The 23803-nt window shown below is 67.7% G+C and carries 22 protein-coding genes, 1 tRNA gene and 3 pseudogenes; 15 read left to right on the forward strand and 11 right to left on the reverse strand.

The window, feature by feature from the left end; genetic code table 11:
• Positions 1–15 precede the first annotated feature (15 nt).
• The 5 genes from LV780_RS11820 to folK all read right to left on the reverse strand — a co-directional run bounded on the left by LV780_RS11820 (position 16) and on the right by folK (position 4607).
• Positions 16–774: a pyridoxine 5'-phosphate synthase gene (locus tag LV780_RS11820; protein WP_044248295.1), complete on the reverse strand. Its 759-nt coding sequence runs from the start codon at positions 772–774 to the stop codon at positions 16–18.
• A 36-nt stretch (positions 775–810) separates the two neighbouring features.
• Positions 811–1467: a DUF2062 domain-containing protein gene (locus tag LV780_RS11825; protein WP_011909524.1), complete on the reverse strand. Its 657-nt coding sequence runs from the start codon at positions 1465–1467 to the stop codon at positions 811–813.
• An 18-nt stretch (positions 1468–1485) separates the two neighbouring features.
• Complete coding sequence (locus LV780_RS11830; RefSeq protein ID WP_108220942.1) at positions 1486–3603, reverse strand: RelA/SpoT family protein; 2118 nt, start codon at positions 3601–3603, stop codon at positions 1486–1488.
• A 30-nt stretch (positions 3604–3633) separates the two neighbouring features.
• Positions 3634–3987: a DNA-directed RNA polymerase subunit omega gene (gene rpoZ, locus LV780_RS11835; protein WP_011909526.1), complete on the reverse strand. Its 354-nt coding sequence runs from the start codon at positions 3985–3987 to the stop codon at positions 3634–3636.
• Positions 3988–4070: 83 nt separating this feature from the next.
• Positions 4071–4607, reverse strand: a complete 537-nt coding sequence (gene folK, locus LV780_RS11840) for a 2-amino-4-hydroxy-6-hydroxymethyldihydropteridine diphosphokinase (protein WP_108220941.1) — start codon at positions 4605–4607, stop codon at positions 4071–4073.
• 190 nt (positions 4608–4797) lie between these two features.
• Here folK and LV780_RS11845 point away from each other — a divergent pair, with 190 nt between their 5' ends.
• The 3 genes from LV780_RS11845 to LV780_RS11855 all read left to right on the forward strand — a co-directional run bounded on the left by LV780_RS11845 (position 4798) and on the right by LV780_RS11855 (position 6928).
• The gene (locus LV780_RS11845; protein WP_011909528.1) at positions 4798–5370 is read left to right on the forward strand and encodes a LabA-like NYN domain-containing protein; all 573 of its coding nucleotides are present in this window, start codon (positions 4798–4800) and stop codon (positions 5368–5370) included.
• A gap of 128 nt (positions 5371–5498) precedes the next feature.
• Entirely contained in the window at positions 5499–6458 is a 960-nt protein-coding gene (ispH, locus tag LV780_RS11850; protein WP_108220940.1) for a 4-hydroxy-3-methylbut-2-enyl diphosphate reductase, read from the forward strand.
• A gap of 17 nt (positions 6459–6475) precedes the next feature.
• Entirely contained in the window at positions 6476–6928 is a 453-nt protein-coding gene (locus LV780_RS11855; protein WP_108220939.1) for a DUF3429 domain-containing protein, read from the forward strand.
• A 6-nt stretch (positions 6929–6934) separates the two neighbouring features.
• Here LV780_RS11855 and cceR read toward each other — a convergent pair whose 3' ends face one another.
• On the reverse strand, positions 6935–7972 hold the full coding sequence (gene cceR / locus LV780_RS11860) for a LacI family DNA-binding transcriptional regulator CceR (protein WP_108220938.1): 1038 nt from the start codon (positions 7970–7972) through the stop codon (positions 6935–6937).
• 288 nt (positions 7973–8260) lie between these two features.
• On the opposite strand from cceR, the gene LV780_RS11865 reads away from it, so the two are divergent.
• Positions 8261–8336, forward strand: a tRNA-Arg gene (locus tag LV780_RS11865).
• 126 nt (positions 8337–8462) lie between these two features.
• Here LV780_RS11865 and LV780_RS11870 read toward each other — a convergent pair.
• Positions 8463–8765 (reverse strand): tyrosine-type recombinase/integrase, encoded by a 303-nt coding sequence (locus tag LV780_RS11870; protein ID WP_233863794.1) that lies wholly within the window; start codon positions 8763–8765, stop codon positions 8463–8465.
• Between LV780_RS11870 and LV780_RS11875 the strand changes: the two genes are divergently transcribed.
• Entirely contained in the window at positions 8683–9066 is a 384-nt protein-coding gene (locus tag LV780_RS11875; RefSeq protein WP_233863797.1) for a phage portal protein, read from the forward strand. The two genes, LV780_RS11870 and LV780_RS11875, sit on opposite strands and share 83 nt — an antisense overlap.
• Positions 9024–9569: pseudogene (locus tag LV780_RS11880) on the forward strand (S49 family peptidase); the annotation flags it as partial. The gene LV780_RS11875 and the pseudogene LV780_RS11880, both read left to right, overlap by 43 nt.
• Before the next feature lie 149 nt (positions 9570–9718).
• Here the strand turns inward: LV780_RS11880 and LV780_RS11885 are convergent.
• Positions 9719–10171, reverse strand: a complete 453-nt coding sequence (locus tag LV780_RS11885; protein WP_011909534.1) for a GNAT family N-acetyltransferase — start codon at positions 10169–10171, stop codon at positions 9719–9721.
• 366 nt (positions 10172–10537) lie between these two features.
• Here LV780_RS11885 and LV780_RS11890 point away from each other — a divergent pair, with 366 nt between their 5' ends.
• Together LV780_RS11890 and LV780_RS11895 are read left to right on the forward strand one after the other, a co-directional pair.
• The gene (locus LV780_RS11890) at positions 10538–10957 is read left to right on the forward strand and encodes a hypothetical protein (RefSeq protein ID WP_233863799.1); all 420 of its coding nucleotides are present in this window, start codon (positions 10538–10540) and stop codon (positions 10955–10957) included.
• A gap of 187 nt (positions 10958–11144) precedes the next feature.
• Complete coding sequence (locus tag LV780_RS11895; RefSeq protein ID WP_108220937.1) at positions 11145–11354, forward strand: hypothetical protein; 210 nt, start codon at positions 11145–11147, stop codon at positions 11352–11354.
• A gap of 42 nt (positions 11355–11396) precedes the next feature.
• Here the strand turns inward: LV780_RS11895 and LV780_RS21950 are convergent, their stop codons facing one another.
• Together LV780_RS21950 and LV780_RS11900 are read right to left on the reverse strand one after the other, a co-directional pair.
• Entirely contained in the window at positions 11397–11525 is a 129-nt protein-coding gene (locus LV780_RS21950; RefSeq protein ID WP_267964951.1) for a hypothetical protein, read from the reverse strand.
• A 210-nt stretch (positions 11526–11735) separates the two neighbouring features.
• Positions 11736–13174 (reverse strand): annotated as a pseudogene (locus LV780_RS11900) (IS1182 family transposase).
• A 171-nt stretch (positions 13175–13345) separates the two neighbouring features.
• Here LV780_RS11900 and LV780_RS11905 point away from each other — a divergent pair.
• The 7 genes and pseudogenes from LV780_RS11905 to LV780_RS11935 all read left to right on the forward strand — a co-directional run.
• A pseudogene (locus LV780_RS11905) lies at positions 13346–13492 on the forward strand (transposase domain-containing protein); the annotation flags it as partial.
• A 642-nt stretch (positions 13493–14134) separates the two neighbouring features.
• On the forward strand, positions 14135–14395 hold the full coding sequence (locus LV780_RS11910) for a spike base protein, RCAP_Rcc01079 family (protein WP_011909536.1): 261 nt from the start codon (positions 14135–14137) through the stop codon (positions 14393–14395).
• Position 14396: 1 nt separating this feature from the next.
• Positions 14397–16301, forward strand: coding sequence for an SGNH/GDSL hydrolase family protein (locus tag LV780_RS11915; RefSeq protein ID WP_181318517.1), 1905 nt, complete (start codon positions 14397–14399; stop codon positions 16299–16301).
• A gap of 222 nt (positions 16302–16523) precedes the next feature.
• On the forward strand, positions 16524–18062 hold the full coding sequence (gene istA / locus LV780_RS11920) for an IS21 family transposase (RefSeq protein ID WP_117345026.1): 1539 nt from the start codon (positions 16524–16526) through the stop codon (positions 18060–18062).
• A gap of 13 nt (positions 18063–18075) precedes the next feature.
• Positions 18076–18840 carry an IS21-like element helper ATPase IstB gene (istB, locus tag LV780_RS11925; protein ID WP_117345027.1) on the forward strand — a complete coding sequence of 255 codons (765 nt, stop codon included), beginning with the start codon at positions 18076–18078 and terminating at the stop codon, positions 18838–18840.
• A 538-nt stretch (positions 18841–19378) separates the two neighbouring features.
• Positions 19379–21805, forward strand: coding sequence for a LamG domain-containing protein (locus LV780_RS11930; RefSeq protein ID WP_108221424.1), 2427 nt, complete (start codon positions 19379–19381; stop codon positions 21803–21805).
• A gap of 117 nt (positions 21806–21922) precedes the next feature.
• The gene (locus LV780_RS11935; protein ID WP_108221425.1) at positions 21923–23131 is read left to right on the forward strand and encodes a TIGR03862 family flavoprotein; all 1209 of its coding nucleotides are present in this window, start codon (positions 21923–21925) and stop codon (positions 23129–23131) included.
• On the opposite strand, the gene LV780_RS11940 is transcribed toward LV780_RS11935, so the two are convergent.
• Positions 23091–23786 carry a hypothetical protein gene (locus tag LV780_RS11940; RefSeq protein WP_108221426.1) on the reverse strand — a complete coding sequence of 232 codons (696 nt, stop codon included), beginning with the start codon at positions 23784–23786 and terminating at the stop codon, positions 23091–23093. The genes LV780_RS11935 and LV780_RS11940 overlap by 41 nt on opposite strands.
• Positions 23787–23803: the final 17 nt, after the last annotated feature.

Raw genomic sequence — 23803 nt, forward strand, 5'->3', positions numbered from 1 at the left:
TTCGCTCCGGCAGGCTCAAGCCATCGCCTCGCGTGCCGCGTCCATTCGCCGCCGCATCCCCTCGATCGCGCTGCCGAGGCCGCGGAAAATCGCCTCACCGATCAGGAAATGGCCGATGTTCAGCTCCATCACCTGCGGGAAGGCCGCGATCTCGGCCACCGTGTCGTAGCTGATCCCGTGGCCGGCATGGACCTCGAGACCCAGCGAATGAGCCAGCGCCGCCCCTTCGCGCAGGGCCTCGAGCTCGCGGGCGGCTTCGGCGCTGCGCCCCTCGGCCATGAGATCGCAGTAATGGCCGGTGTGCAGTTCCACCACCGCGGCGCCGATCCCGGCCGAGGCCTCGATCTGGCGCACGTCATGGCCGATGAACATCGAGACGCGGCAGCCCGCCTCGCGCAGGGGCGCCACGAAATCGGTCAGGCGGGGGATGTCGCCGGCCACGTCGATCCCGCCCTCGGTCGTGCGTTCCTCGCGCCGCTCGGGCACGAGGCAGACCGCGTGCGGCTTGTGGCGCAGCGCGATCGCCTGCATCTCGGGTGTGGTGGCCATCTCGAGGTTCAGCGGCACGCGCAGCCCCTGCATGAGCGCGGTGATGTCCTCGTCGCGGATGTGGCGGCGATCCTCGCGCAGGTGCGCGGTGATTCCGTCCGCCCCGGCAGCCTCGGCCAGCAGCGCCGCGCGCAGCGGATCAGGATAGGCGGTCCCGCGCGCGTTGCGCACCGTCGCCACATGGTCGATGTTCACGCCAAGCCGCAGCCGACCCAAAGCTCTCATTCCTCATCCGCCCGTTGCCAGATTGTCCTGCCCATCCTATTGGCTTCCGGCCTCGCCGTCATCTGCCTCCGAGAGGCCACGGCGGCGCAGGCGGGCCCGGCGGGCCTCGGCCTTCATGGAACGCAGCTTCTGGTAGGCGCGGATCACGGGGATGGTGAGATAGTAGAAGCCGAAGCCCGTGACGAGCCCCGGAAGGATCCCGCCGACGAGATAGGGAAGATAGATCGTCTCAAAGAACCGCGCGAGGTTGCGCCAATGCGCCACATCTTCGGTGAAGATGGCCAGGAAGTTCGCCCACAGTTCTGTCCCGGCGTCCGAAAAGGCCTTGAAGATGTTAACCATCGTCAGCGGCGCGTCGATGCCAAGCATCCAGTGGCCGATCTCGACCGAACCGAAGGCGATCAGCGGCATGGTGACCGGGTTGCCGACGAAGGTCGCCAGCAGGGCCGCGAGAATATTGCCGCGCAGGATCCACGCGAGCAGCGCCGCTCCGACGAAGTGAAAGCCGAAGAGCGGCGTGAACGAGATGAAGACCCCGGCGAAGACGCCGCGCGCGATGCGATGCGGCTCGTCGGGCAGGCGCGTCAGACGGTGCTTGACATATTGCGCGGCGCGCGACCAGCCGCCGCGGGGCCAGACGGCCTCCTGCGCAAGCTGCCGCCATGTGCGTGGAGTGCGTCGCTTGAAGACCAAAACGTGCCTCGTCCCCGGTCAGGGTTTCCTGCTCAGATCGCGGTGCCTCGTGATCTGCGCCACGTCCGTTTCGGCCTCGAGAGCCGTCATCAGCGTATGCAGATGCTCGACGTCGCGCAGATCCACATCAACCAGAAGACGGTAGAAGTCGGGCTTGCGATCCGTGAACCTCAGGTCGGAGATATTGGCCTTCTGCTCGCCGATCAAGGTGCAGATCCGGCCAAGCACGCCCGCGTCGTTGGATATGGTCAGATCGAGCGTCACGGTATGCACCGCCGCATGGCGGCCGGTGTGCCAGTGCAGGTCGATCCAGCGCGACGGTTGCTCTTCGAACTCCTCCAGCGCGGGGCAGTCGATGGCATGGATGACCACGCCCTGCCCGCGGTAGGTGATGCCCACGATCCGCTCGCCGGGCACCGGCTGACAGCATTTCGCCCGACGGAACTGCTGGTCGTCGGACAGGCCCACGACGGGCCGCCGCACATCCACCTCGGGGCCGCTCGAGCGCGCGAGTTCGGGATAGAGGGTCTCGACCACCTTGCGCGCCGTCAGCTCGGCCGAACCGAGCTGCGCCAGAAGCTCGGTCTCGTCCGGCAGTCCGAGCATCTTGGCCGCGGTCCTGAGCGCCTTGTCGGTCGCCTTGCGGCCCACATGATCGAAGGCCGCGCGGGCCAGCTCCTGCCCCAGCTTGACGAAGCGGCCCCGGTCTTCCTCGCGCAGGCTGCGGCGGATCGCGGCCTTGGCCCGGCCCGTCGTGGCGATGTCGATCCAGGAGGCCTGCGGACGCTGGCCCTCGGCGGTGATGATCTCGACGGACTGGCCGTTCTTCAGCCGCGTCCAGAGCGGCACGCGGATGCCGTCGATCTTGGCCGAGACCGTGGAATGGCCGATCCTTGTATGGATGGCATAGGCAAAATCCAGCGGCGTCGCCCCCCGAGGCAGCTGGATCACGTCGCCCTTGGGCGTGAAGCAGAACACCTGGTCGGTGTACATCTCGAGCTTCACGTTCTCCATGAACTCGTCGTGGTCGTCCTCGTCGAGCCGTTCCGTCAGGCTCGCGATCCACTTGGCGGGATCGACGGCGAAGGGGTTGTGGACCCGCACACCCTCGCGGTAGCTCCAGTGCGCCGCGACGCCCGCCTCGGCCACCTCGTGCATCTGGCGGGTGCGGATCTGCACCTCGACCCGCTTGCCGTCGCGCCCCGAGACCGTCGTGTGGATCGAGCGGTAGCCGTTCGACTTCGGCTGGCTCACATAGTCCTTGAACCGCCCCGGCACCGCGCGCCACCGCTGGTGGATCACGCCGAGGATGCGGTAACAGTCGGCCACGTCCTTGCAGATCACGCGGAAGCCGTAGATGTCCGACAGCCGCGAGAAGGCGAGGTCCTTCTCCTGCATCTTGCGCCAGATCGAATAGGGCTTCTTGGCGCGGCCATAGACGTCGGCCTCGATCTGGGCCTTTTCCAGCTCCAGCCGGATGTCGGCGGTGATCTTGTGGACCACGTCGCCCGTCTCGCGCTGCAGCGTGATGAAGCGGCGGATGATCGAGTTGCGCGCCTCGGGGTTCAGCACGCGGAAGGCGAGGTCTTCCAACTCCTCGCGCATCCACTGCATGCCCATGCGGCCAGCGAGAGGGGCGAAGATCTCCATCGTCTCGCGCGCCTTCTGGGCCTGCTTCTCGGGGCGCATCGACTTGATCGTGCGCATGTTGTGCAGACGGTCGGCAAGCTTGACGAGGATCACCCGCAGGTCCTTGGACATCGCCATGAACAGCTTGCGGAAGTTCTCGGCCTGCTTCGACTGCGCCGAGGACAGTTCGAGATTGGTGAGCTTGGTCACGCCGTTCACCAGTTCGGCGATGTCCTCGCCGAAAAGACGCGCAACCTCCGTGTAGGTGGACTTGGTGTCCTCGATCGTGTCGTGCAGCAGCGCGGTCACGATCGTCGCATCATCCAGCCGCTGCTCGGTCAGAATGGCGGCGACGGCGACGGGATGGGTGAAATAGGGCTCGCCCGAGTGGCGGAACTGGCCCTCGTGCATCTGCCGGCCATAGGCATAGGCCCGGCGAATGAGGTCGGCATTGGTGCGCGGGTTGTAATTGCGGACCAGGGCGATCAGGTCTTCGACGTCGATCATGGCCCCGGCCGCAACAGATTCACCACGTAATCAGTTCTGCCCCTGCGCTTCCATCAGGGCGCGCAGCAGCTTTTCCTCGGACATGTCGTCCTGCACCGGGCGATCGACCTCGCTGCCCATGAGCAGCGCCATCTGATCCTCTTCCGGTTCGTCCACCTCGATCTGGGTCTGGTGGCTTTCGATCATCCGCTCGCGCAGCGACTCGGCGCTCTGGGTTTCCTCCGCGATCTCGCGCAGGGCCACGACCGGGTTCTTGTCGTTGTCGCGGTCGATCGTCAGGGCCGAACCCGAGGCGATCTCGCGTGCGCGATGGGCGGCCAGCATCACCAGTTCGAACCGGTTCGGGACCTTGTCAACGCAGTCTTCAACCGTCACGCGGGCCATGGGAGTCTCCGTTTCGGACAGGGGGCATGGAGCGGCCTATGTAACGGTCGCCCGGCCTCTTGACAAGGGCGGATTCCCGCTCCTCAGGCCTCGAGCGGCACCACCGCCGCCCGCTCGGCCGCGGGAAGCGCCGCCAGCATCTCGAGGACGGTGCGGCCCAGCAGCGGATGACGCCATTCCGGCGCCACATCGGCGAGCGGCACGAGGACGAAGGCGCGATCCTGAAGCCGGGGATGGGGGAGGATCAGGCCATCGGGCACCCGCCGGGCCTGGTCTTCAGGGGGCAGGTTTCTCCACAGCCCCTGCGTGTCGGCGTCGGGCCAGACCGAATCACCCAGCGCGATCAGATCGAGGTCGAGGGTGCGGCTCGCCCACCGCCTCGACCGCGATCGGCCGAAATCCGCCTCAACCTCATGCAGGCGGCGCAGAACCGCCTCTGGACCCACTTCATCCGATAGGTGCAGTGTCATGGCCGCATTGACAAAATCCGGTGCGTCACCTGCAGGAAAAAAAGGGGTAAGATAGAGTCTGCTGGCTTGAAAATTGGCACCAAACGCCTTTGCGACCGCAGCAATCGCATCGCGAACGGTTCCCTCGGGGAACCTTCCCGCAAACGGCATGTTTGAGCCGAGTGCAACCAGAGCTTGCTTTCCAGGTGGCCTGTCCAATGGTATAAGTTTCTGATGAGGCCCGCTTGCCGGTAGATGTATTACACTGATATCCGACCCCTTGTCGATTTTTGCTAGCCGAAATCTATTCTCGAAGACAGCAGATTGACCGGGGCAAGGGTTCTCGCAGGGGACAAGGATAATGTTCTACAAGGACGAACGGCTGGCGCTGTTCATCGACGGTTCGAACCTCTATGCCGCCGCCAAGGCGCTGGGTTTCGACATAGATTACAAGCTGCTGCGCCAGGAGTTCATGCGCCGCGGCAAGCTGCTGCGGGCATTCTACTACACCGCACTTCTCGAGAACGACGATTACTCGCCCATCCGGCCGCTGGTGGACTGGCTGCACTACAACGGCTTCACCATGGTGACGAAACCGGCCAAGGAATACACGGACAGCCAGGGGCGACGCAAGGTCAAGGGCAACATGGACATCGAGCTTACGGTCGATGCCATGGAACTCGCGCCGCGCGTGGACCACATCGTGCTCTTCTCGGGCGACGGCGATTTCCGGCCGCTGGTCGAGAGCCTGCAGCGGCAGGGCGTGCGCGTTTCGGTGGTCTCGACCATCCGCAGTCAGCCGCCGATGATCGCCGACGAGTTGCGCCGTCAGGCCGACAATTTCATCGAACTGGACGAGCTGCGCGAGGTGATCGGCCGCCCCCCGCGAGAGCCGCGGATAGAGCGTGAAGAGATCGCCGTCGAAGCCAAGTGACCTGTCGGCGCGCGCGGGCGGCGCGCCGGCCGGTCCATGCGGCATCCTGAGGCGGCCACCCGGCCGGGGCTGGACCTGAGCGCCCGATCGGACTAGGTCTGGGCTGCACAGGACGAAGAGAGCCGGCCATGACCAAGCCCCCCCTCACCCTCTATCTGGCCGCGCCGCGCGGCTTCTGCGCGGGCGTGGATCGCGCGATCAAGATTGTCGAGATGGCGCTCGAGAAATGGGGGGCGCCGGTCTATGTCCGCCATGAGATCGTCCACAACAAGTTCGTCGTGGATCGGCTGCGCGACATGGGCGCCGTCTTCGTCGAGGAGCTCGACGAGGCGCCGACGGACCGCCCGGTGATCTTCTCGGCGCATGGTGTGCCCAAGTCGGTCCCGGCCGAGGCCGAGCGGCGCAACATGGTCTATGTCGACGCCACCTGCCCGCTGGTCAGCAAGGTCCATCTCGAGGCCGAGCGCCACCATGAGAACGGCCTGCAGATGATCATGATCGGGCACGCCGGCCACCCCGAGACGATCGGGACGATGGGCCAGCTTCCCGAAGGCGAGGTGCTGCTGGTCGAGACGGTCGAGGATGTGGCGGGGCTAGAGGTGCGCGACCCCGGGCGGTTGGCCTACATCACCCAGACGACGCTGTCGATCGACGACACGGCGGCGATCGTGGCGGCGCTGCGCGAGCGTTTCCCGGCCATCAACATCCCGCGCAAGGAAGACATCTGCTACGCGACCACCAACCGTCAGGGAGCGGTCAAGGCGCTTTCGGACCGGATCGAGGCCCTCCTCGTGATTGGCGCGCCGAACTCGTCGAACTCCCGGCGTCTGGTCGAGGTCGGGCGCGCGGCCGGCTGCCGCGTGGCGCAGCTCGTGCAGCGGGCGACCGAGATCGACTGGGACTCGCTTCAGGGGGTGACGGCCGTGGGGGTTGCCGCAGGCGCCTCGGCGCCCGAAGTGCTGGTGGACGAGGTGATCGCGGCCTTCCGCGAGCGGTTCGACACGACGGTCGAGCTGGTCGAGACCGTGAAGGAGCGGGTCGAGTTCAAGGTGCCGCGCATCCTGCGCGAAGCCGCCGAAACTCCGTGAGCCGGGGGCGGGAACGGATGACGCGCGTCCCCCGCTCGGCCCTGCTCCTCGGACTGGCCGGGCTCATCCCCTTTGTCTGGAGCGCCGCCACCGAACTCCAGCCCGATCTGGCCGACTGGGGCGCCCGAACCCTCGGTCCGCGATTCGTGGGGCCCTATGCGGGCCTCGCTTACGGAACGGTGATCCTGTCGTTCATGTCGGGCGTGCTCTGGGGCTTTGCCACGAGGACGAGCGGGCGCGAAGCCTTCACCGGCTACGCGCTGTCGGTGATTCCCGCGCTCTGGGCCTTCTTTTTCGTGGGCGGCGGGCCGACCTCCTCGGCGATCTATCTCGCGACCGGGTTCGCGGGTCTCCTCGCTCTCGACTGGAACTTCTGGAGCCACGGCCTCGCACCCGAGTGGTGGATGCGGCTGCGCATCCCGCTGACAGCCGTCGTGCTGGCCTGCCTTTCGGTGACGATCCTCACCTGACCCGCGTCAGACCCTGCGGATCGTGTCCCCGGGCTCGAGCTTGGGCTCGAGTTCGATCACGAGCCCCGAGGTGACGCCATCCAGGCGCTTGCCCGCCACGATCTCCGCGGCCTTGCGCCCGATCTCGAGCCGGCAGGCATCCATGGTCGCCAGGTGGCAAGGCAGGCCCTGCACCAGTTCCACCCCGTTGAAGCCGGCGAGCCCAACCTTTGCCGGCACATCGATGCCGTGGTGCAGGCACCACAAGAGCCCACCGGCCCCGATCATGTCATTGGAGTAATAGAGGAAATCGAGATCCGGCGAGCGTGCGAGAATGGCTTCGGTCATCTCGCGCCCCTTGAGCAGGGCCGACCCGCCCGAGTAGAACTCGCGGTCTTCGACATGCAGTCCGGCGGCGGCCAGCGCCTCCTCGAAGCCCTCGAGCCGCTTCCGGGCCCGGTGATCATGCGGCATCATCGTTCCGAGGAAGCCGATCCGCCGGTATCCGGCCGCAATGATCGCCTCGGCAATGTGCCGGCCGGCGCGGCGGTGCGAAATGCCCACCGCATTGTCCACCGGTGTTCCGTCCACATCCATGATCTCGACGATCGGGATGCCCGCATTCTCGAGCATCGCCCGCGCGGCGGGGCTCCGCTCGAGCCCGGCGATGATGATGCCCGAAGGCCGCCACGAGAGCATCTCGTAGAGGACCTTCTCCTCACGCTCGGGCGAGTAGTTGGTGACCCCCACGACCGGCTGGAGCCCGGTATCCTCGAGCACCTCCGACACGCCGGTCAGCACCTCGGGGAAGACCATGTTGGACAGCGACGGGATGATGACCGCCACGAGATTCACCCGCTGGCTGGCCAGGGCGCCGGCAATGCGGTTGGGCACATATCCCAGCTCGCGCGCGGCGGCGAGCACCCGCTCGCGCGTGGCGCCCGACACGTCGCCACGATTGCGCAGCACCCGGCTGACGGTCATCTCGGACACCCCCGAGGCATCCGAGACGTCGCGCAAGGTCAGGGGACGCCGCTGCGGGGCGGAAGCCGGCTCTTTGGCCACGGAAACATCTCTCGTGCAATGATCTTACCTTTTCTTGTTAGCGCCAAAGGGGGGCTTGTCCAAGGGCTCTTCCTGTGGCATGTTAGCGTTAACGGCCGAGAACATCGGCCCGGTTGATCCTGAGCGTCGTGCAAGCTCTCCAAGACGGACGCGACGGACCCATGGGGGAGTGGTGGGCCAAGAGTCACTCCCCCAGCTCTCCCTCCCCACAGTCTCCCCTCTCCTGCGCCCTCGTGGCTTGCAACGGGCTGCGAATGGCTCCATTAAGGTCGAGCCCGAGTGGCAGCCGGCCCCGTAGCTCAACGGATAGAGCGATCCCCTCCTAAGGGATAGGTTGCAGGTTCAAGTCCTGCCGGGGTCACCATGTCTCCCGCAAGCCGTTGAAATGGCGCGCCTAATTGGCGCGTTTACAGGAATTCGCGGGGCCGTTTACATCGTTCTGTTCCTGTTCCAGCCCCATCACGAGGCCGCGCCGGCTGGCCGCGCGGGTCTAAGCCTCGGCCTCCGAGAGGCTCGCATGCCCGCCCCAGGCCATGATCGCATGGGCAGGACCGCCCGCTTCCGCGATGGCCGTGAGCCGGAATTTGCGCAAGCCGTGCGGCGTGCGCCCCTCGATCCCCGCCTCGGCCGCGGCAGCGGTGATGAAGTTCGAGAGACCCTTCACCGACCGCGCCTTCCCGTAGCTCGTCTCAAGCAGGGTGAAGCCGGCCGTGGCCATCACCGCCGCGCGCACCGCCTCGCGCTCCTCCTCCCACGGAAGCGCCCAGGAAGGAAGCGCGCAGGTCCAGGGCACATATCTGACCGACTGCCTCCTCCATTGGGCGAAGCAGGTCGAGGACCAGCTTGCGCTCGGGGTGCTCACCGAGGCCGAGCGCCGGGCCGGATTCTACCTCAAACATGACTTCGGCGCCCTGCTTCGGCCCACGACGCGCGAGCGCTACGAGGCGCTCGCCATGGCGGTGGGCGGCCCGATCCTGACCCCGAACGAGGCGCGGCGCATCGACGGCTACGATCGGATCGAAGGCGGCGACCGGCTGAACCCGGCGCCGATATCGAGGCCGCGGCCGAGACCATCGCCGCCGCGGCGGTCGTGAAGCCGGTCCATGCCCTCGTCTCGCCGCTCGCAGCCTCGGCGGCCTATTGGTTCGCCTCCCAGGCCACCGAGATCGTGATGACGCCCGGCGCCGTCGCGGGCTCCATCGGTGTGGCCCTGACCGCCGCGGCCCACGTCCAGCCCGGCGCCAACGGCGCGCAGATCTTCGAGATGAGCTCCCGCCATGCCCGCACCAAGCGCCCCGACGCCTCGACCGAAGCCGGCCGCGCCGAGCTCCAGCGCAGCCTCGACGAGGCCGAGGCCGCCTTCCACGCCATCCCCGCGGCCGAGCTCGCCGCGCGCCTCAGCGTCACCGACGATCCGCAGGACGGCGCCGCCGCCTTCCGCGCCGCCGAGGCCATCCGCCGCGGCCTCGCCGACCGCACCGAGACCCGCGCCGCCTTCTACGCCCGCCTCACCGCCCGCACCGCGCCGAAGTCCCGCAGCCCCAGCCGCGCCTTCGCCGCCCGCGCCGCCGCGGCAAAGGCGGTCGCGCGGAGCTGATCGGCACGTCCCTCCATCCTGCCCGAGCAACTGTTCCTCCTGCAGGGGAGAATGCCTGCGGAAGGGACTCGGCTACGGGCAGAACTGACGAGGATGTCCTGCTTCGATGAGTATTGGTGGACCGGGCAGAAATTCTGCCCGGTCAGCCCTCAGGCTTTCAGGTGCAAAGCCGCGTTCGGGAACGGATAACCGAAATCATCCACATCGCGCCGGGACACCTCGCGAAAGCCGAGCGAGGTGTAGAAGCGCACGGCCTGCTCGTTCGCAGTATAGACCTCAAGGGAAAGTTCCCCATGCCGGTCGAGGGCATGGGAAATCAGCTTGCGCCCCACACCCATGCCCTGCCGGTCAGGTGCGATGAATATCCCGCCGATGAAACTGCCCAGCAGGCTGATGAAGCCGACAGCTTCCCTTCCATGGCAAGCAACCCAGGTCTCTGCTCTTGGCAGGTATTCTTCCTCGATCAGCTGGCGTTGCTCCACCAGTCTCGCCTGCCCGATGAAGGAATGCGCCTTCAACGACGCGTCGAACCAGATATCGGACAGTCTCTTGAGATCCGTTGCCGCATCATACGGCCGGATCACTGTGTTCAGGGTCTCCATGAGAACTCCAACGAAGGCATGCAAAAAGGATCGGCACTCAGGTGCCGAGCGATACCGCCAGATGCGGTTCAATCGATTCCTCTGTGCATGGATCTCCTTCTGTGATGGCTTTCCTATAGCTTCACAGGGAATTTGCTTCAACGGCGGCCATGGGCGCGGAAGGACGTGGCCCTCCGGGCTAGGTCATCGCGCTCCTCGGCCATTCGCCGCAACCGGTCGGCACCTGACCCACCTCTGACCTGAGCCGAGCCGCCCGCAGCCGCGGGGCCGCTGCCAGTCTCCACCCTCCCCTTCACCCATTCCCATCCCCCGCCCGTGGCGGGGCCGTTCGGCTGCGCGGATGCAGCCCTGCCAAGAGAGGATCCCATGGCACGACAGAACCTCGACGACCTGCGCCGCGCCCGGAAGGCCGCGGCCGACACGATGGCCGCGGTGGCCGCCCGCATCGGCGCGCTCGAGGCGGCCGAGACGCCGGACGCCGCCGCCCTCGAGACCGAGACCGCGGCCTTCGCCGCCGCGGAAGCTGCCTTCGCCAGGGCCGATGCCGCCGTGACCCGCGCGGCGGCCGTGGAGGCTGCGCAGGCAGCTGCGGCGCAGGGCGATGGCGCGGGCGGCGGGAGCGGGACGGGTGCCGCCGGTGCCGATGTCGTGCCCGCCGTGGCCTCCGATCCGGTTCGACGAGGCGATGATCGGCGACAGCATGGCGCTCGTCGTGGGCTCCTCGACCGACGCCTCCTTCGTCGACGGCAGCGGGGCCACCGTCTCGGCCTTCCAGAACGAACCTGACCCTCATGCGGGCGATCTCCGAGCACGACTTCGCGCTCGCCCATGACGAGGCCTTCGCCGGCTTCAACGCCTCGGGCTGGACCCTCTGACGCCCCGGACCGCCTCACGACCGCCTCTCCTCCTCCGCCTCCCTCCTCGGCCCCGGCGCTCCCCGGGGCCGAACCACATTCATCTACCGGAGAGATCCATGAAGACCATCGTGACCTTCATCCGCCCCTGGAACCGCTACAACCGCGGCGAGACCGCAGGCTTCAACCCCGCGACGGCCGCGGGCCTGATCGGTGTCCATGCCGTGCCGTACCGGCCAGACGGTCGCCGCCGGCGCAAACCATGGCGGCCGCACCAACGGATCCGCCGAAGAGCGTCTGATCCACCTGCGCAGGCATGGCCGCAATGATGGCGTTGGCAATGGTCTCGATGTCGGCGGGAGTGACGTCGGTCATTGACCGAGCGCCTCCCGCGCCTGCTGGAGGATGGCGGTCAGCTCGGCGGCGGCTTCGTGGTCGAAGCTCGGGTCGGTCCCGTCGCCCGTGTCCTCGAGGCAAAAATCGAGAGCATCGACAAGCATACGGAACACCGGCTCGCGGATGTCGGTGATGGCGTAACGCTGGACGGGATCGGCCGAGGCTGTGTGGAAACTCCCGGCCTGACGTTCGTTAGGAACGGCCCTGCGCCCTGTAGGGTGGGATTTCCGGCAAGCGGATCTGGGGGATGGTTCGGCGGCGGCAGGAGCCGCGTGGGGCTCCTCGTTGCAAATAGCGGCGCTCGTTTCCGCCGATCAGCCGGGAATCGCCTCCATCAGGCGCCGGGCACCGATCAACGAGATCATCCGCTTCATGTTGTAAGCCAGGACGTTCAGCGCCATCTCCGTCCGGACGTTCTTCAGACGCCGCGTCAGGAAATGGGTCGTGCCCATCCAGGCCTTGAGGGTGCCGAAGACATGCTCGACCGTGCAGCGCCGGAGCGTCATCGGGTCGGGATCGCGGGCGAGGCGTTCCCGCATCGCGTCGATCAGGTGCTCGTGCTCCCAACGGGTGATCCGCCGCTCCGTGCCGCTCTTGCAGCGGCGCTGGATGGGACAGGTCTGGCAGTCGTTGACCCAGTATCGGCGGACCTGCAGGCCGCCTTCCTCGCGGGTGCCGCGGTAGGTCAACCCGTTGCCGGCCGGGCAGGTGTAGATGTCGCGCTCCGGGTCGTAGAGAAAGTCCCTCTTCACGAACATGCCCTTGGCCTCGTTGCCGGAGGTCAGGGGCCGCGGCACGGTCGTGGTGATGCCGGCCTCATGGCAGGCGAGGATCTCGGTGCCGCTGAAATAGCCCTTGTCAGCGATTGCGTGCAGGTCGTCGTGACCAAGAGCCTCCCTGGCCGCCGTCGCCATCGGGCTCAGCTGGTCGCGGTCGAAGCCGTGGTTGGTGACATCATGGGTGACAATCAGGTGCGTCTCGGCATCGACCGCGCACTGCGCGTTGTATCCGACCAGGCCGCTGTTCCTGGCACTGGTCGCCATCGCACGGGCATCAGGATCAGTCAGCGAGATCTGCCCGTCCGGTGCGTCGGCCAAGGCCTTGTCCATCGCCTTCAGCCGCTCGATTTCCCGCCGGATGCGGCCGTAGCGGCGGGCGAGATGGGCAACCTTCTCCGCCCGCGCCTCGCCCTCCTCCTGCCGGTCGATCCGGACCATCTCATTGATGTAGCGCGCGACATCCGCTTCGAGATGGGTCAGCCGGCTGGCGATCTTGCCCTTGGTGAAGTTCCTGTCGCGGTTGTTGACCGCCTTGAACTTGCTCCCGTCGATGGCGACGCAGTCGCCCTTCAGCACGCCGATCCGGCGGCAGAGTTCGACGAATTGCGCGCAGGTCGTGCGGATGGCAGCTGCATTGTCGCGCCGGAAGTCGGCGATGGTCTTGTGGTCGGGCACCAGCTTGCCGGTCAGCCACATCACCTCGACGTTGCGGCCGGCCTCCCGGCCAGTCGGCGGCTCGACGGGATGCGGTTCAGGTACCCGTAGATGAACAGCTTGAGCAGCACGGCCGGGTGATACCCCGGCCGACCCGTGCGTGCCGCAGCCGATCGGACGAAGCCGAGTTCCGCCAGATCCAGTTCGTCGACGAAAAGATCGACGACGCGCACAAGGGCATCCTCGCTGATCCAATCCTCAAGCCGATCCGGAAACAGCACCGTCTGGCTGCGCTCGACGCCCTCGATGAAACCCGCCATCCTGAACCCCTCCGACCTCAGAAAGTCTACCACAGGTAGGGGTTTTCACACAGCCTCGGCCTTGGGTTAACGGAATGCACGAGTCGTCCCGGCCGCCACCGGCGCGGCGGCAGCGGACCTGTCCTCATGGGTGGCCGAGGCCGCCGGATTGGACGGTCCGAGCGAGACGCAGAGCCCTACGCCTACCCCGTCGACCTCTTCACCCGGATCGCCAACGGCCACCTCCACAAGGAAATCAACGTGCTGATGCCTTGGGCCAACATCCCGGCGACCAAACCTGAGATCGCCTCAACTCCAGGGAAATGCCCTCATCCGTGAGTACCCGGTGAGCTCATATAAGCTCAGACAACCACCGGACGCCGGCGTCACCGGGCGAGAGCGCAAGCGAAACCTTAATGGGACGGAGACGCCTCTTACTGACAGCCGAAGGATCGCGCACAGGTTCCCCGAACCTGGTGCAGCCTTGCGAGGGTCCGCCGAAGCCGCCGCATCGGGCCTCATGCTCGGACCTGAACGGGTGCTTCAAGCGCGGCCTGCAGGGGCGGAGGCGATCCCGCCGGTCGTTGATGCGGACCGCGGCAACTCCTAGGGTGTCTCGTGAACCACCCGTGCCCGCGCCGGTTCTCGGTTCTGATCGCAGGCAGCGACGGTCGAGGATGCACCCTGGCGGCATCGAGATCCGTGGCCGCCTGCGTCCACGCCGCCGTCCTGCGTGCCCTGCCTTGCCTCCTCCCTCGGCCGCGACGCTCGACGCGCTGATCGGCCCGAAGCCAAGGGAGCGTGCGGCCGCTGATGCTGCCGATTGTCAATTCATGCCTGGTACATCTGCTGCGCGCCGCGGCCTTCCGGCTGCGCCGCTGAGGGCTGGCCAGGTTCATGACCAGCAAGGAAGAAGGGCTGCCCTGATCGAGCGGGGGGCCGCATCACCGAAATGGCGCGACGCGCCCCATGGAGATCCGAATGTCCGACCCGTTCAAGCACCACTCGTCCGGCCTTGACAGCCCCGCGCTCGGCGCGCTCGCGGTGACGCCATCCGACAGCGCCGACCTCGCCACCGCCATCCGGGCCGTGACCATCGGCGGGGGAGGGACGCTCGCGTTTGTCGGCGTGGATGGGACGACTTGCACGACCGGCGAGCTGCCCGCCGGCACCTATGCCCTGCGCGCGTCCAGCATCCGCGCCACCGGGACGACCGCCACCGACATCACGGGGTGGATCTGACATGCATCCCGGCCTCGGCCTCGGGCTGACCGCGCAGCGTGGGCGCGCGACATCCTCCTCCATCACGGCCACTTCCGCACCCACCTTCGCCCCGCTCTCACCCGGAGTGACCATTTCAAGCGTCTGGACGGCAGGAACCTACGCTTCGACCGCCGGCACGATCTCCGCCGTGGTGGAGACGTTCGTTCGCAACTCCGAGGCGGTGACGGCTTCAACCGTTGCCGCGGAAGGTGACGTCATCTCTGTCACGGTTCTGGTGACGGACAGTGCGGGCAACCAGCGGACGTTCTCGTGCGGGCCGCAGGCGGTGCCCTACGCGGCGCCTATGATCTCGGGTCTGCAGGATCTGAGCGCATCCCGTGGCGCGAGCATCAGCATCAACGCCGCGGTCAGCGCGAGCGGCTCGGGCCTCGTCTACTCGCTGACCGGCCCGGAGTGGCTCTCGATCAACCCCGCCACCGGCATGATCACCGGCGCGGCGCCGGAGGCCCATGTGACCACCGCGGCGACGGTGACCGTCACCAATCCCGGCGGAAGCGCGAGCGACACGTTCGCGGTGGAGGTGGTGGCGGCCCCTACGGTCACTCCGGCCGCCAACAACATCCTCGTCATCAACGGAGACAGCCGCACGGCCTCGGGCATGACCACGCTGCGGGCGCATGGATCGGCGGCCGAGACCAACCCGCTCGAAAATGCTGGGGTCTCGTTCGCCGCGGGCTGGCAGGCCCACGCGCTGGCCGCGCTGTCGCATCGTGTCCTCATTCCCAAGGGCGGAAACTTCGCCATCGGGGCCGAGACGACAACCCAGATGGCGGCGCGGGCGGAGCGGGATGCGGCGCAGGCGGCGGGCTTCGGTGCCAAGGTCTGCGTCTTCCTGGGCGGAGTGAACGACACGACCCTGACCAGCGCCCAGAGCATCGCCAACTACATCGCGATCTTCAACGCATGGGCGGCGCAGGGCATCCGGCTCGTGGTCTGCAACGAGGCGCCGCGTGACAACCTGGCCGGGGCCAACCTTACCGCGCATCAGGAGCGCCGGGCGTGGCTCGAGGATCCGCAGCGGGCCGTGGACTGGCCGGGATATGTCCGCGTCAACAGCTGGGACGCGCTGGCCGATCCCGCGGATCCGACCAAATGGGCGCCGGGCCTGTCCTACGACGGGCTGCATCCGACCTACGCGGGGTCCAGTATCCTCGGGGAGACCATCGCGGCGGCGCTGGCCCCGCTCTATCCCGACCCGGTCTTCCCGAGTCGGCTGGACCTGCCCACCTCGGCCGAGGGATGCCTCAACACCGCGCCGATGATGACCGGCGCGACCGGGACCATCCAGGCCACTCCGGCGGCTGTCATCACCGGGGACGTGGCGACGGGATGGATCCTGTCGGCCGAGCGGGTGCAGGACGGGCTGTCCATCACGGCCGGCAAAGGCACCGACCCGGACGGCTACGATGAGCAGATCATCACCCTGAGCGGGTTCGCCAGCGTCTCGGCCGCCTGCGGTGCGCGCTTCGCCAATGCGATGACGGCCGCCGTCAGCGCCCTGTCGCCCGGTGGCGTGATCCGCCTGCACGGGCGGCTGCGCATCGACGCAGGCCACACGGGTCTGCTGGGTGTGAGGATGGGTGGCTTCATCCAGGGGACCGGCCTCGACGCCCCGGCCGACGCCTTCAAGCTGCGCTACTTCGGGGCCTTCGCCGGGCTCTGGAACGCCTCCGGGACCAACGTCATGGATGGATCAGCGGCGGATCTGGAGATCATGTCGCAGGACCTCGTGATCCCGGCGAACTGGGCAGCGGCCACCGGGCGGCAGGGCTTCGCGCAGGTCAACATCCTCTGCATGGGCGGCAACCTGCCCGTGAGCGCGACCGTGCGCCTGTCCCGGCTGGGCGTCAGACGGGTGTTGTAGCAGACCACAGGAGCACACACCGCACGCGACAGCCGGCTCCGGTCGATCGCCTGCGTGTTCCACGGGATGGTGGGCAGGGATTCCACGGGATGATGGGCGCGGGATCCACGTGATCGTGGGCAGCGATTCCACGCGATCGTGGGCGCGCGTTCCACGGGATGGTGGGCAGTTCTGGCCGACAGTCTGAAGCTACGGTGCCCTCGTTTGAGCGAGGGAACCTGAATGCCAACGGAACGACTGTCGATGCGCCTGATACGTGATGTGCTGCGTTTGAAGCATGCCCAGAGGCTGAGCGAGCGGGCGATCGCCGCCTCGCTCGGGCTGGGCAAGGGAACCGTGGGAGCCTACTTGGGCCGGGCGCGGAAGGCCGGCCTGACATGGCCGCTTCCCGAGACATTGACCGACGACGACCTTGAGTTGCTGCTGTTCCCGGCGGCACCTTCCGTTCCGGATCACGAGCGTCCCGTGCCTGACTGGTCCGTGGTCGACAGGGAACTGCGGCGCCCCGGCGTCACGCGGGCCTTGCTCTGGGAGGAATACCGCGCGGCCCATCCCCTCGGGTTTGGCTACGCCTGGTTCTGCGAGCACTATGAGGCCTGGAAGGGCCGGGTCCGCCCCACGATGCGCCAGACGCATGTGGCCGGCGAGAAGGTCTTCGTCGACTTCGCGGGCGACACGGCCGAGCTGATCGACGCGGAGACCGGCGAGGTCCAGGCGGTGAAGCTGTTTGTCGCCGCGATGGGAGCGTCAAACTACACCTACGCGGAAGCCGTGGCATCGGAGGGCCTCGAGGACTGGATCGGCGCACATGTCCGGATGTTTGCCTTCCTGGGCGGCGTGCCGAAGGTGGTGGTGCCTGACAACCTCAAGTCGGCAGTGTTCAAGGCGGATCGGTTCGACCCGGGACTGAACCGAACCTACGCCGAGATGGCCGGCCACTACGGCACCGCTGTCCTGCCGGCGCGTCCCTACCGGCCGCGCGACAAGGCGAAGGTCGAAGTCGCGGTGCAGGTCGCGCAGCGCTGGATCCTGGCGCGTCTGCGCAATCGGCGGTTCTTCTCGCTGGCCGAGCTGAACGCTGCGATCCGGCAGCTGGTCGATGAACTGAACATGCGCGTGATGCGTGGCTACGGCGCCAGCCGTGCCGATCTCTTCGCCACCCTCGACCGACCGAACCTGCAACCGCTGCCGCCGGAGCCCTACATGTTCGCCCGCTGGAAGCGCGCCCGCATCGCACCGGATTACCACGTCGAGGTCGACAGCTGCTGGTATTCCGTGCCGTTCGGGCTGATCCGCCAGGAGGTGGATGTCCGCATCTGCGGCGGAACCGTCGAGATCTTCCACAAGGGCCAACGGGTTGCCAGCCACGCCCGCAGTTCCGGACGGCGCAGCCATGTCACGGTGCCCGAGCACATGCCCTCGGCGCATCGCCGCTACGCCGAATGGACACCGGCACGCATGCTGGCGCAGGCGGCGAAGCTCGGCCCCTCGGTTGCCGCCTTCTGTGAGGTGGTGATGGCCGATCGCCCCCACCCCGAGCAGGGATTTCGCACCTGCCTCGGCGTCCTCGCCCTCGCCAGAAGCTTCGGTCCGGCGCGTCTCGACGCGGCCTGCCGGCGAGGCCTGTCCATCCGCGCGCGTTCGGTCGCCTCGATCCGGTCGATCCTGCAGAGCGGGCTCGACCGCGCCTTTCTTGAGGAGGAGGCCGGGCAGCTTCCCCTGCAGCACCCCAACATCCGCGGCCAAGGCTACTATCATTGAAAGGAGACTGACCTTGCTGACCCATCCCACTTCCGAGCGCCTCACCGCCCTCGGGTTGACCGGCATGGCGAAGGCGCTGGACGAGCAGCGCTACGCCCCGGCCACCTTCGACAGCCTCGGCTTCGAAGAGCGGCTCGGCCTTCTGGTCGATCGCGAGGCCACCGAGCGGGACGCCAAGCGGCTGGTTGCCCGGCTCAAGTTCGCCGCCTTGCGGCAGGCCGCCTGCGTTGAGGATCTCGATCTGCGCACCCCGCGCGGCATAGACCGCACCGTGATGGCCCACTTGGTCGACGGTGCCTGGATCGCCCGCCACGAGAACCTGCTCATCACCGGCCCCACCGGCCTCGGCAAGAGCTGGATCGCCTGCGCACTCGGCCAAAAGGCCTGCCGGGACGGGCGAGTGGTAGTCTACCACCGGGTCCCGCGCCTCTTCGAAGCGCTTGCCATCGCCCGGGGCGACGGACGGCACGCCCGGATGCTCAAGGCTCTGGCGCGGACTGATCTGCTCATTCTCGACGACTGGGGACTTGCCGTCCTGACATCATTCGAGAGGCGCGACCTGCTGGAGATCCTCGAGGACCGCCACGGCCGCGGCGCTACCATCGTCACCAGCCAGCTCCCGCTCGAGCACTGGCACGAGGCCATCGGCGACCCGACGCTGGCCGACGCCATTCTGGACCGGCTCGTTCACAATGCCCACCGCCTGACGCTGGCGGGTGAAAGCATGCGTAGGCGCGCAACGAGGCTGAAACCGCTTGACCCTACCGATCAAGCCTGACTCCATGTGCGGGTCGGCCAAGCTGCCCGAGCCGTGGAACGGCTGCCCACGATGCCGTGGAATCCGTGCCCACCATCGCGTGGAATCGATGCCCATCATCCGTAGAATGCGCACGATCGCCGAGAGCGCCGCCGCCGTGCCCCTGCTGATGACACCGCCCGGCGGCACAATGGCCGCCGTGGCGGTTGTCGCTGCTTTTGATGGTGCCTCGCGCATCCGCCGTTCGTACGGCGCAAGCCGGCTCCCGCGCGATCCATCGGAACGGCACTGGCGACACTGATCCAGAAGGTCTGGATGCGTGGCGTCTCGACTCGCCGAAGCCTCTTGTGACGCTCAACGCCCGCAGTTCACACTGTCTCCAGCTTTCCAGCACGTCCGATTCGACCGCGCTTCCAGTCGTCCGGACAGCGCGGATCAGGCCGCGGCACGGGCTCGTCGTCGGGCAGAGGCAGCGCGCGGTCTGGTTCACGAATATCAACCTCCAGCGGCGATCACCTTGCGAAGGGCCCCTGCGGCGCCCGTCATCAGAGGAAACGCCATGGCAATAGATCCCGACATCACACCCTTCCTCGACGCGCTCGCCGCGCGGATCGCGGGGCTCGAGACACAGCTGGCCGCTCAGGTCCAGAACGCGCAGGCCGAAGCCGACGGGCTCGCCGCGCAACTCGCTGCGGTTCGGGCCGATCTCCTTGCGCTCGGCGCACACGCCTCGGACGAGACCGCCGACCTTCTCGCGCGCCTCGCGGCGCTCGAGACCGCGCTTCCGGGGCTGGCCGACAGCAGCAGTGGCGGCGACAACGAACTGTCCGACCGGCTCAACACCCTCAGTCGGACGACAGATGCCGGCGATGCGGCGCTCTCGGACCGCCTGGTGCGCGTGCAGGATGCGCTCGACCAGCTCGAGAACCATCTGACCGGGGCGCTGAACCGCATCAGCCAGCTTGAAGGCACCACCACACCGGACGTCGGCATGGCCGACCTGTTCGAGGATGGCACCGGCGGATCCCCGGAGGGCTGGCGGCAGGTGTGGAACGCGCTCCCTTGGATCGAGGCGCAGGGCTGCGTGCAGGCCGAGCCGACCAGCACGGCCCGCTCGCTCCTGGCCTGCGACGCGGCGGACGGCGCCGTCGATATCGAGACACTCGCGCTCTTCACCTTTGCCGAGGCGGGCGGCTTTGCCGGCCTTGCGGTGCGGGCCGCGGGCGCGGCCGCGCGTGAAACCGGCTACCGGGTGATGTTCAACAACAACGGCTCGGGACCGTCGCTGCAGGTCGTGCGGTTCAACGAGGGCACGGCCACCATCCTGTCGAACCTCGCCTTCGCGCGGGCGGCCGAGGGCGACTGCTGGCTGCGCGTTCGCATGGTGGGTGCGACACTCTCCTGGAAGGCCTGGGCCGCCACCGCGAACGAGCCCGCCGCCTGGACGGGAACCCTGACGGACACGAGCCCGATCACCACCGGCGGCTGGGCCGGCCTCTGCGCCGGGGGCGGGAACGGGCTGGCAACCGTCCGGTGCCAGCGGTTCTCGTGGGCCTTCGACGGTGCGTCGGCCGCCCCGGTCGAGGTCGCCGCCCCCGCCGGCAGCGGCGGCACCCTTCCGGCTCCGGTCGAGGCCAATCCGTGGGAGCTGCTGGGCACCCTGCCCCTGCCGGTGATTGCCTATGACGATCCGGCCACCCGAACGGTCCATGTTCCTCCGGGCCAACGCTACGCCCACATCAAGGTGACGGCGGATCAGCCGGTGCGGATGACCGCGATTCTGAGGCCCTTCGTCCAGAACTCGACCGGGGGCGGCATCAACGTCGGATCCGACCAGTCGCTCTGGGTCGGAGACTACTGGCATGTCTGGCGGCCGGATGACGATCCCGAGATGTGGATCACCATCGACATGCGGACCACGACCCGGACCGCGGGCCAGAGGTTCCTCCTCTATCTCCACACGGACATGGGCGGCTGGCGCACGGCGTCCCCGGTTTCGGCCTACATCGAGATCAAGGACGGCGCGGTGAACGAGCCGCCGGCCGTCCTGCCCCGCCACCGCCCGCCGATGCGGCTGGACATCTCCGGCACACCGACGGCGCAGCTCGATGCCGCCAACGTGCGCTGGTCGGATACGGGCTACATCGACAACAGTGCGTCGGGCACGCCCTGCTGGCGCTCGCGCCTCTCGCACGGCTACACGCAGGACGGCAACGCCGAGGTCGGCCTCTACATGAACGAGGATGTCTGGCCCACGCAGTCCGCATTCCCCCATGCGAGGGTGAGCGACGGGCAGGGCCGCACCGCGATCCGCCTCCGCTCCTGCCGCCTGCCCGCTCCGGTGACCTACAATTCGACCCGCATCTTCTACCATCAGGCCTCGGTGCTGATCGGCCAGCGCATGCCGGAGTGGCGGGGCAAGACCGGCATCTGGACGGCGCGCTGCGTCACGTCCAGCCGCAAGTTCTCGTGGCCCGCCTTCTGGCTGATCGCCGAAGGATGGCCGCCCGAGATCGACGTCTTCGAGCATTTCAACAGCATCTACGGATCCTGGCCCGATGGCGGCTGGAGCACCTGCAACGTCCACTCGGGCGAATATGGCTCGCTTTCGGTCAGGACGCGCGCGCCCCTCAAGTTCGATCTTCGCAAGCTGGGATTCGACAGCTTTGACGCCTATTCGGAGATCCACGACTACGCCGTACTCGTGACCCGGGAGCGGATCTACTGTTTCATTGACGGCATCGAGGTCTATTGCGGGCCGAACGGCGCCAAGCACCAGAACTGGGACGCGAACTGGTCGCTCTATCCGATGTTCGACGTGGCCGCCAAGTTCGCGAGCCCGGACAGCTACGCCTACAGCGACGGAAGCGGCGACATGCACATCTACTCGGCCGCGCGCTACGAGACCTCGGCCGCCTCGCTCGTGCCCGTCACAGACGCGCGGCCCTGGCCGAACGGCAAGCAGCTTCCCGATCCGACCTACTGACCCGCTGTCCTTTGCAGCTGTCAGCCGGGCGCGGCGCCGCGAGACGGTGCCGCGCTCTCTTCCTGTTTCGCTGCCCCCCGACTAGGGTGCGCCCGCAGACAGTTGCGGGACGAACACATGGACGCTCTGGTGATCGGCGGCGGGCCGGCGGGCCTCATGGCGGCCGAAGAACTTGCACGGGCCGGACGCCGGACCGTGATCTGCGAGGCGAAACCCAGCGTCGCGCGCAAGCTGCTGATGGCCGGCAAATCGGGCCTCAACATCACCAAGGACGAGCCGGCCGCATCCTTCCTTGCCCGGTATGAGGAGGCCGCGGACTGGCTGGCGCCCATGCTCGCCGACTTCGGGCCGGCCGAGGTGCAGGACTGGTGCCGCGCGCTCGGGCAGCCGGTCTTCACCGGCTCGTCCGGGCGGGTCTTCCCGGAGGCCATGAAGGCGTCCCCGCTGCTGCGGGCCTGGCTCGCGCGGCTGACCTCGCTCGGCGTCGAGATCCGCACCCGCTGGCGCTGGGAAGGGTTTGGCGCGGGTCTTTGCTTCCGCACGCCCGACGGCATGGTCGAACTCGCGCCGCGCGTGACCGTGCTCGCCCTCGGCGGGGCGAGCTGGTCGCGGCTGGGCTCGGACGGTGCATGGGCCCCGTGGCTTGCCGCCCGCGGCATCGTGATCGCGCCCTTCCGCCCCGCCAACATGGGTTTCCGCGTGACCTGGTCTGCGCACATGGCCCGGCATTTCGGTTCGCCCGTCAAGGGTGTGGCCCTGCTGGCGGGGGATCGTCGGGAGAGGGGCGAGTTCGTGATCTCGGCCCGCGGCCTCGAGGGCGGCGGCATCTACGCCATCGCGCGCCTGCTGCGCGAAGGCGCTCCGCTTGCGCTCGATCTGTTGCCGGATCTGACAGTGGATGAGGTGCGCGCCCGGCTGGCCCGCGGCCGGGCCGGAGAGAGCCTCGCAAACCGCCTGCGCAAGCTGGGCCTTGCGCCCGCAGCCGTGGCGCTGGTGCAGGAGTTCGCGCGTCCCCTCCCCCCGATCGAGGTTCTGGCGGCCCGGCTCAAGGAGCTGCCGGTGCCGCTGGACGGGCCACGTCCGCTCGACGAGGCGATCTCGACCGCCGGGGGCATCACCCGCGAAAGCCTGACCGACAGCCTCGAACTGCGCGCGCTTCCGGGCGTCTTTGCCTGCGGGGAAATGCTGGACTGGGAGGCGCCGACCGGGGGCTATCTCCTCACCGCCTGCCTCGCGACCGGACGCCATGCCGGCCGCGCGGCAGCCTTTTTCAACGGGCCCGGCGTCAGAGCCCCGGAGCCACCGCCGTCAGGGTCCGCCGGCTGAACATCGTGCCGCGTCCGAAGTCGAAGCGGGCACCGAGGCCGATGTAGGGCTCGGACCCGTCAAGCCCGAGATCATCCGCATTGACCGTCCCCAGCTCGGCCGTCAGCGCCAGCCCGTTCGGCAGCGTGTAGTCGCCGGTCAGCCCGATGCGCGTGGTATCGAGCCCCTCGACATCGAGGTGGTTCACCTTGGCGCCGACCCCGAAGCCGCTGGCCAGCGACACGCGACCTTCCAGCCCCATCATCGAGCCGGTCAGGCCGGAATCGTCCGCACGCCCGACATAGGCCTCGACGTCGAAGAAGTCGCTCTTCTGGCCGACCTCGAACCCGTAGAAGTTCACACCGTCGCCCGCCAGTTCCTCGATCCCGTAAAAGGCGCCGAGCGCGGTCTCGGGCGTGACATAGAGCAGGCCATGAACGGCCACCGAGGTCGCATCATCCTTGATCCCGTGCAGCCGCGAATAGCCGAGATCGCCCTGCACGCCGAAGTTGGTCCCGATCGACATCTCGGCGCTGCCGCCAAGGCTGGTCTTGGCCACGTCGGCATCCTCGGTGAAGAAGGAATGGCCGAAATCGAGGGTCGCACCCGTCATCTGGGCGGCCGCCGGAGATGCCGCCAGCGCCGCCCCAAGGGCGAGCAGGGATAGCCTGTTCATTGTCTGCTCCAAGTTTC

The organism is Cereibacter azotoformans, assembly GCF_021391315.1.
GTDB classification, from domain to species: Bacteria; Pseudomonadota; Alphaproteobacteria; order Rhodobacterales; family Rhodobacteraceae; genus Cereibacter_A; species Cereibacter_A azotoformans.

What these genes read in the sequence shown, in the direction of transcription:
- LV780_RS11830 (WP_108220942.1), bottom strand. Translation starts at nt 3,603, where the DNA reads ATGATCGACGTCGAAGACCTGATCGCCCTGGTCCGCAATTACAACCCG.
- LV780_RS11855 (WP_108220939.1), top strand. Translation starts at nt 6,476, where the DNA reads ATGACGCGCGTCCCCCGCTCGGCCCTGCTCCTCGGACTGGCCGGGCTC.
- LV780_RS11910 (WP_011909536.1), top strand. Translation starts at nt 14,135, where the DNA reads ATGTCCGACCCGTTCAAGCACCACTCGTCCGGCCTTGACAGCCCCGCG.
- LV780_RS11895 (WP_108220937.1), top strand. Translation starts at nt 11,145, where the DNA reads ATGAAGACCATCGTGACCTTCATCCGCCCCTGGAACCGCTACAACCGC.
- LV780_RS11930 (WP_108221424.1), top strand. Translation starts at nt 19,379, where the DNA reads ATGGCAATAGATCCCGACATCACACCCTTCCTCGACGCGCTCGCCGCG.
- LV780_RS11890 (WP_233863799.1), top strand. Translation starts at nt 10,538, where the DNA reads ATGGCACGACAGAACCTCGACGACCTGCGCCGCGCCCGGAAGGCCGCG.
- LV780_RS11940 (WP_108221426.1), bottom strand. Translation starts at nt 23,786, where the DNA reads ATGAACAGGCTATCCCTGCTCGCCCTTGGGGCGGCGCTGGCGGCATCT.
- LV780_RS11885 (WP_011909534.1), bottom strand. Translation starts at nt 10,171, where the DNA reads ATGGAGACCCTGAACACAGTGATCCGGCCGTATGATGCGGCAACGGAT.
- LV780_RS11915 (WP_181318517.1), top strand. Translation starts at nt 14,397, where the DNA reads ATGCATCCCGGCCTCGGCCTCGGGCTGACCGCGCAGCGTGGGCGCGCG.
- ispH (WP_108220940.1), top strand. Translation starts at nt 5,499, where the DNA reads ATGACCAAGCCCCCCCTCACCCTCTATCTGGCCGCGCCGCGCGGCTTC.
- LV780_RS11820 (WP_044248295.1), bottom strand. Translation starts at nt 774, where the DNA reads ATGAGAGCTTTGGGTCGGCTGCGGCTTGGCGTGAACATCGACCATGTG.
- istA (WP_117345026.1), top strand. Translation starts at nt 16,524, where the DNA reads ATGCCAACGGAACGACTGTCGATGCGCCTGATACGTGATGTGCTGCGT.
- LV780_RS11845 (WP_011909528.1), top strand. Translation starts at nt 4,798, where the DNA reads ATGTTCTACAAGGACGAACGGCTGGCGCTGTTCATCGACGGTTCGAAC.
- LV780_RS11935 (WP_108221425.1), top strand. Translation starts at nt 21,923, where the DNA reads ATGGACGCTCTGGTGATCGGCGGCGGGCCGGCGGGCCTCATGGCGGCC.
- LV780_RS21950 (WP_267964951.1), bottom strand. Translation starts at nt 11,525, where the DNA reads ATGCTTGTCGATGCTCTCGATTTTTGCCTCGAGGACACGGGCGACGGG.
- rpoZ (WP_011909526.1), bottom strand. Translation starts at nt 3,987, where the DNA reads ATGGCCCGCGTGACGGTTGAAGACTGCGTTGACAAGGTCCCGAACCGG.
- folK (WP_108220941.1), bottom strand. Translation starts at nt 4,607, where the DNA reads ATGCCGTTTGCGGGAAGGTTCCCCGAGGGAACCGTTCGCGATGCGATT.